This window comes from Pseudomonas kairouanensis (genome assembly GCF_004682055.1).
Classification (GTDB): domain Bacteria; phylum Pseudomonadota; class Gammaproteobacteria; order Pseudomonadales; family Pseudomonadaceae; genus Aquipseudomonas; species Aquipseudomonas kairouanensis.
In genome coordinates, this window is record NZ_QUZU01000029.1 from 43,641 (window position 1) to 58,576 (window position 14,936).

Annotated in this window: 18 protein-coding genes; all 18 read right to left on the reverse strand. The window is 62.6% G+C overall.

Translation table 11 applies throughout. The features are described from left to right. Positions 1-42 precede the first annotated feature (42 nt). The 18 genes from DYL59_RS20850 to DYL59_RS20935 all read right to left on the reverse strand — a co-directional run bounded on the left by DYL59_RS20850 (position 43) and on the right by DYL59_RS20935 (position 14,838). Positions 43-549: a hypothetical protein gene (locus DYL59_RS20850; RefSeq protein WP_135290862.1), complete on the reverse strand. Its 507-nt coding sequence runs from the start codon at positions 547-549 to the stop codon at positions 43-45. Next, positions 546-1,064: a hypothetical protein gene (locus DYL59_RS20855; protein WP_135290863.1), complete on the reverse strand. Its 519-nt coding sequence runs from the start codon at positions 1,062-1,064 to the stop codon at positions 546-548. The genes DYL59_RS20850 and DYL59_RS20855 overlap by 4 nt, the downstream gene beginning before the upstream one ends. Further along, a complete protein-coding gene (locus DYL59_RS20860) occupies positions 1,061-1,690 on the reverse strand; it encodes a hypothetical protein (protein WP_238340743.1) in 630 nt (209 codons plus the stop codon). Before DYL59_RS20860 ends, DYL59_RS20855 begins: the two co-directional genes overlap by 4 nt. Before the next feature lie 225 nt (positions 1,691-1,915). Further along, the gene (locus DYL59_RS20865) at positions 1,916-2,863 is read right to left on the reverse strand and encodes a pyridoxamine 5'-phosphate oxidase family protein (RefSeq protein ID WP_135290865.1); all 948 of its coding nucleotides are present in this window, start codon (positions 2,861-2,863) and stop codon (positions 1,916-1,918) included. Between the two features lie 66 nt (positions 2,864-2,929). Further along, positions 2,930-4,180: an ATP-grasp domain-containing protein gene (locus DYL59_RS20870; protein WP_135290866.1), complete on the reverse strand. Its 1,251-nt coding sequence runs from the start codon at positions 4,178-4,180 to the stop codon at positions 2,930-2,932. A 90-nt stretch (positions 4,181-4,270) separates the two neighbouring features. Then, complete coding sequence (locus DYL59_RS20875; protein WP_135290867.1) at positions 4,271-5,062, reverse strand: ABC transporter permease; 792 nt, start codon at positions 5,060-5,062, stop codon at positions 4,271-4,273. Beyond that, positions 5,059-5,736 (reverse strand): ABC transporter ATP-binding protein, encoded by a 678-nt coding sequence (locus DYL59_RS20880; RefSeq protein WP_135290868.1) that lies wholly within the window; start codon positions 5,734-5,736, stop codon positions 5,059-5,061. The genes DYL59_RS20875 and DYL59_RS20880 overlap by 4 nt, the downstream gene beginning before the upstream one ends. A 471-nt stretch (positions 5,737-6,207) precedes the next feature. Continuing rightward, positions 6,208-7,041 (reverse strand): ABC transporter substrate-binding protein, encoded by an 834-nt coding sequence (locus DYL59_RS20885; RefSeq protein ID WP_017737201.1) that lies wholly within the window; start codon positions 7,039-7,041, stop codon positions 6,208-6,210. Positions 7,042-7,099: 58 nt separating this feature from the next. After that, positions 7,100-7,828 (reverse strand): amino acid ABC transporter ATP-binding protein, encoded by a 729-nt coding sequence (locus DYL59_RS20890; protein WP_193557565.1) that lies wholly within the window; start codon positions 7,826-7,828, stop codon positions 7,100-7,102. A gap of 23 nt (positions 7,829-7,851) precedes the next feature. Further along, complete coding sequence (locus DYL59_RS20895; RefSeq protein ID WP_135290870.1) at positions 7,852-8,595, reverse strand: amino acid ABC transporter permease; 744 nt, start codon at positions 8,593-8,595, stop codon at positions 7,852-7,854. A gap of 6 nt (positions 8,596-8,601) precedes the next feature. Further along, positions 8,602-9,303 carry an amino acid ABC transporter permease gene (locus DYL59_RS20900; RefSeq protein ID WP_017737198.1) on the reverse strand — a complete coding sequence of 234 codons (702 nt, stop codon included), beginning with the start codon at positions 9,301-9,303 and terminating at the stop codon, positions 8,602-8,604. A gap of 110 nt (positions 9,304-9,413) precedes the next feature. Beyond that, entirely contained in the window at positions 9,414-10,166 is a 753-nt protein-coding gene (locus DYL59_RS20905; RefSeq protein WP_135290871.1) for an SDR family oxidoreductase, read from the reverse strand. 93 nt (positions 10,167-10,259) lie between these two features. After that, positions 10,260-11,033, reverse strand: a complete 774-nt coding sequence (locus tag DYL59_RS20910; protein ID WP_135290872.1) for a LamB/YcsF family protein — start codon at positions 11,031-11,033, stop codon at positions 10,260-10,262. Beyond that, positions 11,030-11,428, reverse strand: coding sequence for a biotin/lipoyl attachment domain-containing protein (locus tag DYL59_RS20915; RefSeq protein WP_135290873.1), 399 nt, complete (start codon positions 11,426-11,428; stop codon positions 11,030-11,032). The genes DYL59_RS20910 and DYL59_RS20915 overlap by 4 nt, the downstream gene beginning before the upstream one ends. Next, entirely contained in the window at positions 11,425-12,399 is a 975-nt protein-coding gene (locus tag DYL59_RS20920; RefSeq protein WP_135290874.1) for a 5-oxoprolinase subunit C family protein, read from the reverse strand. Before DYL59_RS20920 ends, DYL59_RS20915 begins: the two co-directional genes overlap by 4 nt. Then, positions 12,396-13,052 (reverse strand): 5-oxoprolinase subunit PxpB, encoded by a 657-nt coding sequence (pxpB, locus tag DYL59_RS20925; protein WP_167496699.1) that lies wholly within the window; start codon positions 13,050-13,052, stop codon positions 12,396-12,398. The genes DYL59_RS20920 and pxpB overlap by 4 nt, the downstream gene beginning before the upstream one ends. Beyond that, positions 13,049-14,401: an acetyl-CoA carboxylase biotin carboxylase subunit gene (accC, locus tag DYL59_RS20930; RefSeq protein ID WP_135290876.1), complete on the reverse strand. Its 1,353-nt coding sequence runs from the start codon at positions 14,399-14,401 to the stop codon at positions 13,049-13,051. Before accC ends, pxpB begins: the two co-directional genes overlap by 4 nt. 26 nt (positions 14,402-14,427) lie before the next feature. Next, positions 14,428-14,838, reverse strand: coding sequence for an acetyl-CoA carboxylase biotin carboxyl carrier protein (locus tag DYL59_RS20935; RefSeq protein WP_135290877.1), 411 nt, complete (start codon positions 14,836-14,838; stop codon positions 14,428-14,430). Positions 14,839-14,936: the final 98 nt, after the last annotated feature.

Genomic DNA, 14,936 nt, shown 5'->3' on the forward strand with positions numbered 1-14,936 from the left:
GATAAAAACAGGCTGCCATCGCACGTATCTAATCACCGTGCCTTATTGGTAGGGAATCAACCGATCCCGATCAAGATCACGCATCAGCTCACCCAGCATTTCACTCTCACTGCGCGGCTCGGTCATCGGGATATACCAGGTCGTCGCCGTCCAGCCGCCACGCTTGTAGGCATAGGCCTTGACCAATTGCCCGTCCTTGTACAGCGAGCCATGCAACTGCCGCTCATAGGTATAGGGAATGGGCACCGTCAGTAACGTCAACGCCCCCAGTACGGCCGGGAGCACTCCGGCGCCTTTGCCGCCGCTCTGGTCCACCAGCAGGCTGTAGCCGGTCTTGCTGAAACCGCCATCCAGAAAGCTGAACGCACCGGTCTCGCGCAGGCGCTGGATAACTTCGCGCTGTTTCTGCTGGTCGAAACGCGACGCCGGCGGCGGCATGGTCACGCTCATCGGCACATAGGCGCGCTCGGCCTTGTAGTCCAGGGGCTTGAGTGCAGTGCTGCAACCGCCGACCAGCAGTACGGCGGCCAGTAGTGAAGTCCGGATCATTGCGCTTGCTCCTTGGGCAGCAGGCCATCGCGTTGTACATCCTGGGCGAAGGCGCGGGCGATACGGCCGACGTTCTGCTGTTGCATGCCGCCACTGCCGTCGAGCAGCCAGGTGTATTTTTGGGTGACGTTGCGGTAGCTGTACTGCTTCAACGGTTTGCCGTCGTGTTGCAGGGAAAACTCGGTGGTGGTGTCGATGCTCTGGGACAGCGGCAACAGAAACAGTGTGGCCGTGCTCAACAGGATCACCGGAAACGGCGGCAGGTCGCGCTGGCTGTTGTAGCGGATCAACACCGTATAGTCCCCCGGCTTGCCCATGCCGGTTTCGACGCTGCGAAACACCCCGGTTTCGCGCAACTGGTTGCGGATCTGCGCGGCAGTAAGCGGGTCATCGACCATCACATGGATGGGTTGCAGGTAGTCCTGGCCATCGGGCAAGGTGCGTTCGGGCAAGGTGTTGGTGGTGGCGCAGCCCGCAAGCAGGGCCAAGGCGCCCAAGACGATACAGCGGTTCATGGACGTTTCTCCTGAGGGTTCTGGCCCGCACCGCCAGGCAGCGGTACGACGATGTAAGGGGCGGCGCTGCGGTAATCGAGCGGCATCAATTCCAGGGTCGGCAGGCCGGGAACGGACCGACGTGCGATGGCCTCATCGCGCCCCTGCTGGTCGCGCCAGCGGAAGGCGCACGAGGCGCCCAGGCACAACGAGCGGAACTCACCCAGGTAATACGCTTTGCCCGCCTGCAGGCGCAGCGGCAGGTTGAACTTCTCGCGCGCCTGCACCGAGGTGTAGGTGGTGCCCAGGGTGGGCGAGTAGTTGCTGGAGAAGAACTGGAAATCATAGAACTCATAATCCCCAGGCTTGAGTGGCAAGACGAACACGCTGGCGGCGCCGTCCATTTCCTTCACATCCTGGGGCGTTTCCCGGCCCATGCCGACCCACACACCGGCCGCGCCATACGCCGAACCGCGTTTGCGAAACAACAGGCGCTGGTTGGGGGCGGGAGAAGCCAACAGGCTTTGCGGGCCGATGGAACCTACCAGGTAGGCCACCGGCTCCTGGGGGCCTGGCTGCAGCGGTTCACTGACCAACGACGCCGGCTGGGTGCCGCAACCGGTCAGGGCGGCGGTAATGAGAAGCAAGGCCAAGGGCCTGGAAAAGCAAGACATGTTCGATCCTGAGCACTGGCGGTAAGAAAGCGGCAGGCGACCCAGGACAAGCATGCAATGGCCCTCCTGGCGCTGCGCCTCGCGTCACTGCGAGGGCCGCGAATGGTACGGGAGGAACGGGTGGGTTGACCAGTGATGAAAGGCACCGTGGCTCACGGCGGACGGCCCGCGCAGGTGCCCATTGGCGCGGATTCAGCCTCAGGCGGGAGAGCGCTGCCACGCCCCCAGCGCCAGGCTGAACGGCGAAAACTCCGCAAACTGCCAGCGCAACGCCAACGCCGCCGGGCGCCATACGACGTGCTCCACCGTCACGGTCCATAAGCGCTGTGCGCCCTCGAACTCGGCCACTGCTGGCCCGTCGAGAATCAGCGAGGTGCGGCCGGCCACCTGCAGCACATCCCCCGATTCAAAATCGATAAACAACAACCCCGCCACCGGATTGGCCTGCAGGTTGCCGAGGGTGTTGAAAAATTGGTTGCCGGCAAAGTCCGGAATGGTCAACCGGTTACCGTCCACCCGCACAAAACCTGTGTTGCCGCCGCGATGGGAGACGTCCACCGAGCGTTCGCCATCGGTGTCGACATAGCTGGCGACGAAGAACGTGTCGGCCTTGCGAATCATCGCTTGCGCCGCGTCATCCAGGCCGGTGGAGCGGCCCACTTCATTACCGGGTTTGCGCGCAATACCCGCCACCGGCCGCAGTTGGATGTACTTGGGGCAATTGCCGAAGGTGTGCACCACCTGCACCGAGAAGCCATCGGGGTCCAGGGCGCCAACACGGCCGTTCATGCGGTTGCGTCGCCGGGTGTTGAGGTCGATACCCAACAGGCCCACCGCTGCCCCCTGACGAAACGCTGCCCGGGCCGGGTCCTGGCTGGAGGGCAGGCTGTCGACCTGCAAGGTGTAGGCGTCGGGCGAATGGGCGAACCCTGGCGCGCCTTCCACCATCGTCGCCCAGGGGATGCCCTGGTCATCCACCACGCCGAGCAGCAGGTACGGCAGCAGCGGATAGAAATCCCGGTGCTGTTCGGGCAGATGATCACGGATCACCTTGGGCCCGATCATCGCCATGCGTTCGGCCATGCCAATCGTGTCTTGCAGCTGTCGTTCGCCGGCATGCCAGGGGGACTGTTCAATCGGGTTCATGGCGCTCACCTCGTCGTGGATGGGTCGATACTGCGCTCTAGCGGCCCGCGAGAGAATAGCCCACTGCTAGCCCGCCACCAGATACACCCCCTGAATTTCAAGAATGCGAATCCTGCGGTAATCCGCCGCTATCACCAAAGGGTCGGCATGTACCAGGTAAACCGTGCCCGGTTGGCTCGCCACGTCCTGGGTGACGCCTAGTCGCTGGCCGTTCTCGACGTGAAATACCACATCGAAAAACGATTCCAGCTTGAGCAGTTCGGTCAAAAACAGTTCATTGTCGAACCGCCCCGCCGCGCGGTTGATCAGGCCGACGCTGCTGGTGTGCTGCAAGAGCCGATAATCGTCGGGCTGCGTCAACAACTGCGCAAATATCTCCGGTGAGGTGATGGATAACGCTACCGCATCAAGCTGTCCCAGCCCGGTGGTTTGCCGTGAGACGCCGGGGCGCAGGTTGTCATCGGTGCACGCGACGATTTCCACCAGTTTGGGCCCTTCCTCGGTGAACATCACTTCGGCATGGCTGGGACCGTTGCGAATGCCCAGGCAACGCAACACGGCGCAGGTGTAGTCCACCAGCACCGGATACACCGCCGATTCGACGCTGATCAACTCATCGATATCATGCAGGATGCTGCCGCCCTGGGTGCGTTGCTTCTGGTGGCGCACCACTTCGGTCACTACCTGCTGGCCGTCCTGGGACACCATGTTGACGACGTATTCCAGCCCGGCCAGGTACTCCTGGATCAATACCTGGGTATTGGGCCTATTGAGCCGGTTGGTGGTGCCCAGCAACTCGCCCACCGCCGTCTCGCAATCGTGCAGGTCATCACAGATAAATACGCTGTCGGACCCGGTACTTTCGAGGGGTTTGATCACCACGGGAAAGCGGCGTTGGAGCTTGATCCAAGCCTCGGCCAACGCCCAGGTACCGGCGATGAACTGACGGGGCGCGGGGAGTTGCCCATGGGCAATGCATTGGATCATGTCGTACTTGTTGCGCCGCGCCAGGGACCTGGCGAAGTCATTGCGGTACGGCAGTTGGAGTCGCTCACTGAGTTCGTCGGCCAACAGTACGCCGGACTCGGCGCCGGCAATGATGAACTGGGCCTTGAAACGCACGACGCTGGCCTGGGTGACCGCCAAATCGGTATTGACCAGCATCTGCTCGTAGATCGAATGATCGAAGCCTTTGTAAAAATCGCTGTCCAGGGTGCCCGACGAGGCGATATGCATCAGCACGCAACCGGCTTCACGCAACCGCTGGGCCACAAACTTCCCGGATGAAAACCCATCGACGACGACCACTCTGATCATGTTGCTCAACCGGCTGTTGGTAAGTTTCCCAACCTAACAAATCAGGGGTGGGTTAAATACTGACCAAACGGCTAGGTACCCTGAGGGCCATCAGCGCTCTTGCAAGCGCTCCCGCAGGAAGCGATGGCTCACGGAAAACAACCGGCGGTACGTCAACAACACCGCGCCCACCGTGCCCAGCGCCGACGACGCCGCGATCAGGAACATGATCACGATCTGGTAGCGCACCGCATCCACCGGGCTTTCACCGGCCAACACTTGGCCAGTCATCATGCCCGGCAGGCTGACAATGCCCACCACGGTCATCTGGTTGAGGGTTGGGATCATCCCCGCGCGCACGGCCTGGCGGATCGCTTCCTGGGCCGCCTCCCAGCGCGAACCGCCCAGGGCCAGGATCATTTCGATGGTGTTGCGGCCCGAGGTCAGCTCCTGGGTCATGCGCTCAATCCCCAAGGACACGCCGGTCAGGGTGTTGCCCAGGATCATCCCGAGGATCGGAATCGCATACTGCGGCTCATACCAGGGGTGGATGCGGATCACCGCAAACAGCCCCACCGCCGTCACCAGCCACGAACTGCCCCACACCGAGAGGATGCTGTCGACCCGCTGCCCCTTGTACGTGCGCCGCCCGCGCCCGGCGGCCGACATGCCGGCGATCAGGGTCATGGCACACATCAACGGCAACACCACGTACCAGTACGCGAACTCGAACACCCAGCCCAACAGGTACCCGATGGCCAGCAGTTGCACCACGGTACGCACTGCCGCCCACAGCAGTTGGCGGCCAAGGCCCAGGCGCAGCAGCAATGAAAGCGCGCCGTTGATCAGGATCAGCGAGGCGGCGATGCCCATGTCCAGGGCGGTGAGGTTCTGGTAGTTCATGGCTGGGCCGCTGCGCTCAACACGCCGGCGTCCATGTGCAGGTGGATGTTGCTCATGCGCTGGGCCTGGTCGAGGTCGTGGGAGACCCAAATGCAGGCGCGGGATTTATCGCCGCTGAACCAAGCGTCGATCAGCGCTTCCACCTCACGGGACGAGGTGGGATCAAGGGCGGCGGTAGGCTCGTCCAGCAACAACACTTCGGGGTTCAGTTGCAGGGTGCGGATCAGCGAGACCACCTGGGACTCGCCGCCCGACAAGTCTGCCGCGCTCTTCGCCAGAAAGCCTGGCGCCTTACCGGCGTGACCCAGCAATGTAGTAACCGCTGCCAGGTCAAAACTGCGCTTGCGCGAGGTCTTGAGGCTGAATGGAAAGCGCAGGTTGTCTTCCACCGTGCCCTCGATCAACGCCGGGCGTTGTGACAGGTAACTGACATGGCAGCGGTAGTGGGGAATCTCGGCGTTGCTGATCGGCTGGCCGTTCCACAGGAGTTGCCCCGAAGTGGGCGCGTCCAGCAGGGCCAGGGCGCGCAGGAACACACTTTTGCCGGAGCCGGAGGAGCCGGTGATCGACACACGGTCGGCAGCGTTGAGGCTGAAGTCGGTGGGTTGCAGCAACGCCACCTGGCGGCGCTCGTCGGTGCGCGTGAGGGCGCGGGTTTCAATCAGGGCGCTCATGGACGCGATGTTCCTTTTACATGCGATTGGGCGCCATGGTGCCGTACAGGGTGTACCGGGTCAAAAATGTGGGAGCGGGCTTGCCTGCGATAGCGGTCTTTCGGGGTACATATCCGTTATTTGGGTTACGGCGGCTATTGGTTCCGCCCTTACGGCGGCTCACTTTGGAAAAGCCCCAAAGTAAGCAAAAGGCTCTTGCCCCACCACTCGGCACCTCGCTTAGGCTCGGTGTGCCCTCACTCCGGCCAGCGTGGTTTAACGGGGCGCCTAAGATCAAGATCAAAAGCCAAATCAAAAGCCAGAGCCAGAGCCAGAGCAAACCGCTATCTAACAGATGTATGGAAATCCAAATGTGGGAGCGGGCTTGCTCGCGAAGGCGGTGGATCAGTTAACACAACTGTGACTGACACATCGCTTTCGCGAGCAAGCCCCCTCCCACATTTTGGTCTGCATCTATCAGGTAGAGCTGAGTTACGGCAGCGGGTCGAATTTCAAAGCGCTCAAGCTCTGCACCTTATCTTCACGCACCATCTTGTACTCGGTATTCGGGCCAATCCAACGATCCCAGATCGCATCAATCTCCCCGGCCTTTTCCATCGCCATCAGCGACTCATTCACCTTGGCCAGAAACGCCGGTTCATCGCGACGCATGCCCGCGCCAATCGGTTCCAGCGCCATCGGCTCCTTGGCAATCGCCAACTCAACGCCGCCAGCCTTGGCCTGGTTGACCAGTTTCAACGCGGTCATGGTGTTGGTCACCAACCCCACCACCTTGTTCTGTTGCAAGGCCATGTAGGCGGAACCGGTGTCCTGGAAGGTCACCGGGGTGGCGCCCGCGATGCGGATCGATTGCTCCGAGGTCGAGCCCTTGGTGGAGCTGATGCGCTTGTCCTTGAAGAAGCTTTTCGGCTGGTCGGCATTGGCCGCACGCACCACCAGGGTTTCCTTTGCGATGTAGTACGGGTCGCTGAACTGGATCTGCTCGGCGCGGGTCTTGGTGTAGGCCAGGTTGGCGAAGATCACATCCACACGGCCCATTTTCACTTCGGGAATGCGCGCTTCAACCGACAGCGGCTTGAGTTCCAGGGCCACGCCCATGGTCTTGGCCAGGGCTTTGCACAGGTCCACGTCCATGCCCACCAGCTCGCGGGTTTTTGGGTCTGGCGCGGAGAACGGCGGCACGTCGGCGTACACGCCGCAGCTCAAGGATTGCTTGGCCAGGATGTCGCTCAATTGGTCGGCCTGGGCGCACGCCACAGCCAAAGGGCCCAATGCCAGCGCAGTAAACAGATGCTTCATACCCATGGGAAATCTCCAGAAAGTTGGACCAGCAAAATGGCAGAGGGAATCAAACCGCCGCAGCTCAATGGGCCCGCAGGTCGGCGATGAAGCGTTGCGCTCGCGGGTGCGAAGGCTGGGTGAAGAAGGCGTCGGGGGTGCTCTTTTCCAGAATCTGCCCCGCGTCCATAAACCAGATGGTGTCGGCCACTTCGCGGGCGAAGTTCATCTCGTGGGTCACGCACATCATGGTCATGCCGTCCTTGGCCAACCCTTTCATCACACTCAGCACTTCACCAACCATTTCCGGGTCGAGGGCGCTGGTGGGTTCGTCGAACAGCATCACCGGCGGCTCCATCGCCAGGGCGCGGGCAATCGCCACCCGTTGTTGCTGGCCGCCGGACAACTGCGCCGGATAAGCCCCGGCCTTGTGGGCCAGGCCCACGCGGTCGAGCAGTTCCATGGCCTTTTGCTTGGCCGCCGCGCCCTTGAGGTTGCGCAGCTTGTTCGGCGCCAGGGTGATGTTTTCCAGCACCGAAAGGTGGGGGAACAGGTTGAAGCTCTGGAACACAAACCCTACGCGGCTGCGCAGGCGGTTGATCTGGGCGTCGGTGCCGTGCACGTCCTGGCCGTCGAACAGGATCTGGCCGTTCTGGATGTCTTCCAGGCGGTTGACCGTGCGAATCAAGGTGGACTTGCCCGACCCCGAAGGCCCGCACAGCACCACCACTTCACCGGGTTGCACTTCGGCGGTGATGTCGGTGAGCGCCTGGTACTCGCCGTACCATTTATTGATTTTCGAAAACATGATCATTGGATGCATGAGCGCAGCCCTCTTCAATTATCGGTGGCCAGCAACGGCTTGCCAGGCACGGTTTGCCCGCCGTTACCCAGGCGCTTGCGCGCAATGCGTTGCTCTACCCAACCAGCCAGGCGGGTCAGGCCGAAGCACAGCAGGTAGTAGATGATCGCCAGGATGAAAAACACCTGGAACGGCTTGGTCAGCAACTGGTTGTTGACCTGGTTCGCAGCAAAAGTCACTTCCTGCACGTTGATCACGTAGCCCAGGGAGGTTTCCTTGATGATCGAGATGAACTGGCTGATCAGGCTCGGCAGCGCGTTGTACAGCGCCTGGGGCAGAATCACCCACACCGTGGTGCGCACGTAACCCAAACCCAAAGCGCGAGACGCCTCGTACTGCCCACTCGGCAACGCCTGAATACCGCCGCGAATGATTTCGCACAGGTAGGCGCTCTGGTAGATCACCAACGTGCAGAGCATGGTCATGAAGCCGGTGATGTTATGGCCGATCAGCAGGGGCACCAGGAAGTAGGTCCAGAAGATCACCATCAGCAACGGAATACCGCGCAGCACGTAGACCCACACCGTGGCCACCCAATACAAACCCTTCCACGGCGACACCCGCGCCAATGCCAGCAGCAACCCGAACGGGAATGCCAACAGCAAGGCCAATGCTGCCAGGATCAGCGTGCTCGCCAGGCCACCCAGGGGGCCATGGGGATACTGACCGATCAGAAACAGCGTCCAGTTGTTTTGCAGGATTTCAACGATATCGAACATCGCCATCTACCTCGCCAAGGCTTTGCTGAAGTGCCGGGCAAGCAATGCCCCGGCGCCCATCAGCAGCAGGGAAAACACCAGGTAGAACACCGTGGCCACCAGGTACGACTCAAAGGTGCGGAAGGTGTAGTTCTCCACCTCGCGGCTGGCGTAGGTCAGCTCCATCACGCCGATCGCCATCGCCAGGCTGGTGTTCTTGAACAGCAGCACGGTGTGGTTGATCAGCGACGGCAGGCAGTTGCGCACACCCTGGGGCAGGATCACGTAGCGCATCGAACGCACGTAGCCCAGGCCCAGGGCGCGGGACGCTTCGGTCTGCCCGGCAGGAATCGCCCGCAGGCCGCTGCGCATGTCTTCACAGAAATACGCGGCCTGGCACAAGCCCAGGGCGATCACCGAAAACAAGTACTCGGTGTTGTGACTGGCCAGCCACAGCTGGGCGTTTTCGCTGAGCAGGGTCGGCACGCCGAAGTACCACAGCATCAGTTGCACCAGGGTGGGCACATTGCGGTGGTACGACACGTACCCCGCCACCAGGCGGTCGGCCAGCTTGTTGCCGGTCAGGCGCACCGTGACCAGCGTCAGCGCCAGAATCATCGCCAGCAGCCAGGCGAACAACGCCAGCTGCAAGGTCATTTCGATGCCCTTGACGATCAGCTCGGCGTACTCGCCTTGCAGAATCGCGGCCAAATCGAAGTCTTGCTTCATGGTCAATCCCTATCGGCATTGGGCTAGGGCAGAAATCAAAAATCACCCGGCGTGGCCGTGGCGGGATGCAGCGCTGACGGATCGATCCGTTCTGTTTTAGTGGGCTGGTTTCAGCCCTGGTAGTCCTGGGGACGTGCGGTAGAGAGCCCGCCCGGCACCTGCAAGGTCGGGGTGATTTCCATATGCCCCACGTTCACCGCAATCGGCGCGGCAATCGCAAAGGCGATGGCGTTGGCGATGTCTTCGGCCTGGGGCAATTCAAAGCCCTCGACGAAGCGCTTGTAGGTCTCTTCGGAATCGCCGTGCACATGGGCAAAGATGTCGGTGGCCACGCGGCCTGGGCAAATCTCGGTTACGCGCACGCGCTTGCCGAACGCATCGATGCGCAGCTGGCGCGAGAGCATGCTCACCGCCGCCTTGGTGGCGTGGTAAGTGGAGTTGCCGCCAAAGTTGTAGGCCGCGGCAATTGAGCTGATGTTGATGATGTGCCCGCAATCGCGCTCGACCATGCCCGGCAACGCCAGGCGCGCCAGGTGCAGCACGGCGCGCAGGTTGACGTCGATCAACAGGTCGATGCCCGCCGCGTCGGCCTTGAGCAGCGAGCCCGGTTTATCGACACCGGCGTTGTTGACCAGGATGTCGAAGGTGTTGTCGGCGAACAGCTGGGTCAACCCGGCGATGTCGGTCACGTCGATGGCGTGGGGAATGCAGCCGGTCTTGGCCGCCAGTTCCTGCAACTTGTCGGCGCTGCGGGCCAGGGCATGCACTTGGATGCCTTCCTGGCAGAGGCGCTCGACAACGGCAGCGCCGATGCCGGAGGAGGCCCCGGTGACCAGCGCGGTTTTGTAGTCGGAAAATGGCATGGGAGGGTCCTTGTGCTACGGGTTATGGTTCGACTCTATCCAGCCTTCAGGCGCTGGACCAAGACGCAATGGTTGTGTGGCGATAAGGCCTGCTTATGACGCGGCCAGCAGCTGGGAAATCGGCGTGATGCGCCCGCCCAGTTGTTCTATTTCCTGGCGAATGGTGCGCGCCAGTTCGACCGCGCCGGGGGTGTCGCCGTGCAGCAGAATCGAATGAGCCGGCACCTTCAGCAGCTTGCCGCTCAGAGCGGTGACGGTGCCCTCCTCCAGCAATTGGCGCACGCGCTTCAAGACTGCCGCAGGCTCCTTGATTACCGAACCTTCGATTTTGCGCGGCACCAATAGGCAGTCATCGTCATAGGCGCGGTCGGCCAAAAACGTGGTGGCCACGCGCAGGCCGTGTTTGTCGGCCGCGCCTTCAATGGCGCGGCTGCTGGACGAACTGATGATCAGCGTCGGGTCAAACGCCGCCACCGCCCGCACCAGCGGCTCGGCCAGCGCTGGATCGGCGGCGGCCATATTGCCCAGGGCGCCGTGGAAGCTCATGTGGGTCATGCGATGGCCGTTGACGGCAGCCATACCGGCCAGGGCACCGAGCTGGTAGATCACGTAGGTGGCCAGTTCCTTGATTTCGATGTTCATCTGGCGCCGGCCAAAGCCCATCAAGTCGGGGAAGCCCACATGGGCGCCCAGGTCGATGCCCCCGGCCTTGGCCAGGCGCACCGTGGTGTCCATGATCAGCGGGTCACCGGCATGGTAGCCACAGGCGACGTTGGCTGAGGAGATCAGGCTCATCAGCGCTTCGTCCTCACCCATGCGCCACGGGCCGAAGCCTTCGCCGAGGTCGGCGTTCAAGTCGATCTTCATGCCAGTTGCTCCAGGCCCAGGAAGGCTTCGCCGTAACCGACGAGGGTGCCGCACGGCACGCGCACATCAATGACGCGTGCGGCAACGCTGCTGCGCTGGGGCAGCAGCAGGTCGCCCACTTGCAGCACGGCCACCAGTTGCCCGGCGCTGAGCTGATCGCCCACCGCCACGAACGGTTGGTTTTGTTGCGGATGGGTCAGCAATAAGCGCCCCAGGCCGGTGGTGCGCAGCACCTGGTCTTCAACCGCCGCAACGGCCACTGGTGCGGCAACAACGCTGACCGTCGGCGCACCGCGCTTGAGCGTCAGGTGCACACCCGGTCGGGTCATCTCGGCGCCAGCCAGGTGATGCTCCTTGAGCCACAGCGCCAGTTGGCGGATCTCCTCAATCGTCATGCTTTGACTCCTTCTCGGTGCAGGTCTACCAGGCGGCTGACTTCGCGCAAGTAGTGTCGATTGGATTCGAGCGCGTCGACCGCCTCCTCATAACTGCATTGGATAAAACGCACCTTGCCGCCAATGGGCGCCTGGCCCAGACGCCACAGGTCGGCCTCGATCACGCTGCCAAACTTGGGATAGCCACCGCTGGGCTGGGCGTCGCGCATCTGGATGATCGGCTGGCCACCATGGGGCACCTGGATTACGCCGGGCACGATGCCGTGGGAGCGGATTTCCATCGGCGCGATGGGCAGCAGCGCTTCGCCTTCCATGCGATAGCCGTAGCGGTTGCTTTGGGTGGTGATCTTCCACTCACCGGCCCAGAACGCGGCGCGGGACGCCTCTTGAAATCGCTCATATTCAGCGGCAGGCAACACCCGCATGGCGGGCACGCCATCGACCTGCAGGGGCAACGCCAGGCTCGGGGCCAACACGCCAAAGTCCAACGGCAACGGGCTGATGCCGGGGCGCAGGGCCGCCAGGCGATCACCTTGTTGCAACGCGCGGCCCTCCAGGCCACCGAACTCGCCACGCAACTGGGTACTGCGCGAACCGAGCACCGAAGGCACGTCCACCCCGCCGGCCAGACACAAATAGGCGCGGCTGCCGGAGGTGGGATAACCCAGGTTCAGCACCTGGCCTTCGCGACCCTGGTACACCCAGTTGGGCGGCAACGGCTGGCCGTCCAGGGTGGCGTCGCAGGCCGCACCGGTCACGGCAAAGGCGCAGTCCTGCACCAACCGTACTTCGAACGGGAACAGCGGAATCTCAATGGCGGCGGCGTCTTCAGGGTTGCCCAGCAGCAGGTTGCCCAAGGCCAGGGCCAAGTGGTCCATGGCGCCCGAAGTACCCACGCCTTGACCCAGGCTGCCGAAGCGGCCGAAGTCCTGCACGGTGGCCAGGGCGGTGGCCGATAGAATCTCGATCATCGAATGATCCTCTCGATGCGCAAGCGCAGGAAATCACCCGGCCGCAAAATGGCCGGCGGGGTTTGGGCCGGGTCGAAAAATGACATTTCGGTGCGGCCGATGGTGTTCCAGCCGCTGGGGCCAGCCGAGGCGGAGACGCCGGTCTGCACACCGCCGATGGACACCGAGCCCGCGCCGATATTCAGCACCGGCACCTGCCGACGTGGCGTGGCCAGGCGCGGGTCCATGCCGCCGAGGTAGCAATAACCGGGGTGGCTGCCCAGGGCATACACCGGGTACAGCGGCTCGCAATGCAGGTTGGCGATGGTTTCGATATCCAGCCCGGTGTGGGCGATCACATCGTTCATATGGGGGCCGAATTCGCCGCCGTAGACCACTGGCAGCTCGACAATGCGGCCTTCCAGCGGCAACGGCTCGCTCTGCTCCCAGGCTTGCAACAGGCGTTCGCACAGCGCATTCAGTTCACGCGGCGGCTTGAGAAACGTCAGCATCAGGTTGTTCATGCCCGGCACGGCTTCGTGGATTTCCGGCCATTCGCCAGCCTGCAGGGCCAGGTTCCAGATGCGCTGTTGCGGGGCCAGGTCCAGCTCGCCGGGCGCTTCGAACAACAAGGCGCTGGAGCCCAACAGGCTGATGGTCGGTGCGATGCTCATGTCGGGCTCCTTTGCTGCAACCAGCGCTCCAGGTGATGAATATCGACGCTGCCCTGTTGAAAGGCCGAGTCTTCAAGAATGTCGCGGTGCAGCGCGATATTGGTGCTGATGCCTTCCACCACGATTTCACTGAGGGCCAGGCGCATGCGGGCCATGGCCTCTTCGCGGGTGGCGCCGTGGGTGATGACCTTGGCCACCATCGAGTCGTAATACGGCGGCACGCGGTAGCCAGTGGTGACGTGGGAATCCACGCGTACCCCAAAACCGCCGGGCACTTCCCAGCGCGTGACCAGGCCGGGGGTGGGCATGAAGGTGGCCGGGTCTTCGGCGTTGATGCGGCACTCCAGGGAGTGGCCGTTAAGCTGCACGTCTTGTTGGCGCAGGCTCAGCACTTCGCCACGGGCCATGCGCAGTTGCTGCTGCACGATGTCGATGCCGGTGGTCATTTCGGTGACCGGGTGTTCGACCTGCAGGCGGGTATTCATCTCGATAAAAAAGAACTCACCGTCTTCATAGAGGAATTCAAAGGTGCCGACGCCGCGATAACCGATCTGGCGGCAGGCCTCGGCGCAGCGTTCGCCGACCTTGGCGATGAGCGCCGGATCAATCCCCGGCGCCGGGGCTTCTTCCAGCACTTTCTGGTGGCGACGTTGCAGCGAGCAATCACGGCAACCGAGCCAGATCGCATGGCCGTGGGCATCGCACAGCACCTGGATTTCCACATGGCGCGGGTGGCCGAGGAATTTCTCGATGTACAGCTCCGGGTTGCCGAACGCCAGCCGGGCTTCTTCACGGGTCAGGCCAATGGCGGCGAGCAAGTCGCCCTCCTCCTGCACCACGCGCATACCGCGACCACCACCGCCGCCGGCGGCCTTGACGATTACCGGGTAGCCGATGTCGGCGGCGATGGCGAGGATGCTGGCGTCGTCGGTGGGCATCGTCGAATCCGGCCCCGGCACGCACGGCACACCGGCTTCACGCATGGCGCGCTTGGCGGCCACTTTGTCGCCCATGGTGCGGATGCACGCAGCGCTGGGGCCGATAAAGGTCAGGCCGGCGGCTTCGATGCGTTCGGCGAAACCTGCGTTTTCGGAGAGAAAACCATAGCCAGGGTGAATGGCCTGGGCGCCGGTGACCTTGGCGGCAAACAGCAAGGCGCTCTGATTGAGGTAACTCAGGCCCGGTGCGGCCGGGCCGATGCACAGTGACTCATCGGCGTTTTGCACGTACTGCGCGTTGCGGTCCGCTTCGGAGTACACCGCCACGGTCTTGATGCCCAGGCCGTGGCAGGCACGCTGAATGCGCAGGGCGATTTCGCCACGGTTGGCGATCAGCACTTTGTCGAACATTGGATTCACCTGAATAACGAATAGGGTCAACCGAGGCGGAACAGGGCCTGGCCAGCTTCGACTTCCACCCCGGCCTGGGCCAGGATCTCCACGAGCTTGCCGGCGGCCTTGGCCTTGACCGGATGGAACATCTTCATCGCCTCGATGACCGCCACGGTCTGGCCGGCTTCGATGGCCTGGCCCACGGTGACGAAGGGCGGCTCACCGACGGCGGGCGTGAGGTGCAATACGCCGTAGAGGCTGGCCTTGATCTCAATCGCCGAAGGTGATGCCGCTTTTGGCGGCACGGCGATAACGCTTGGCGCGACGCTGGTAACAACCGCCTGCCCCGCCTGCTTGAACAACCGCAACGTGCTGTCGCCCTCGGTGAGGCTCAGCTCCAGCAGATCGGACTCGGCCAGCAAATCCATCAACCCTTTAATACGTGCTGAATCCATAGGTGGCCCCTGCCTGTCGAACGTGTCTTGAGTAGATGACCTCAATCTACCGAGCCCCTTTAAAAGCGGCCAAGACGCTTTGGCTTTGGGGTGATAAG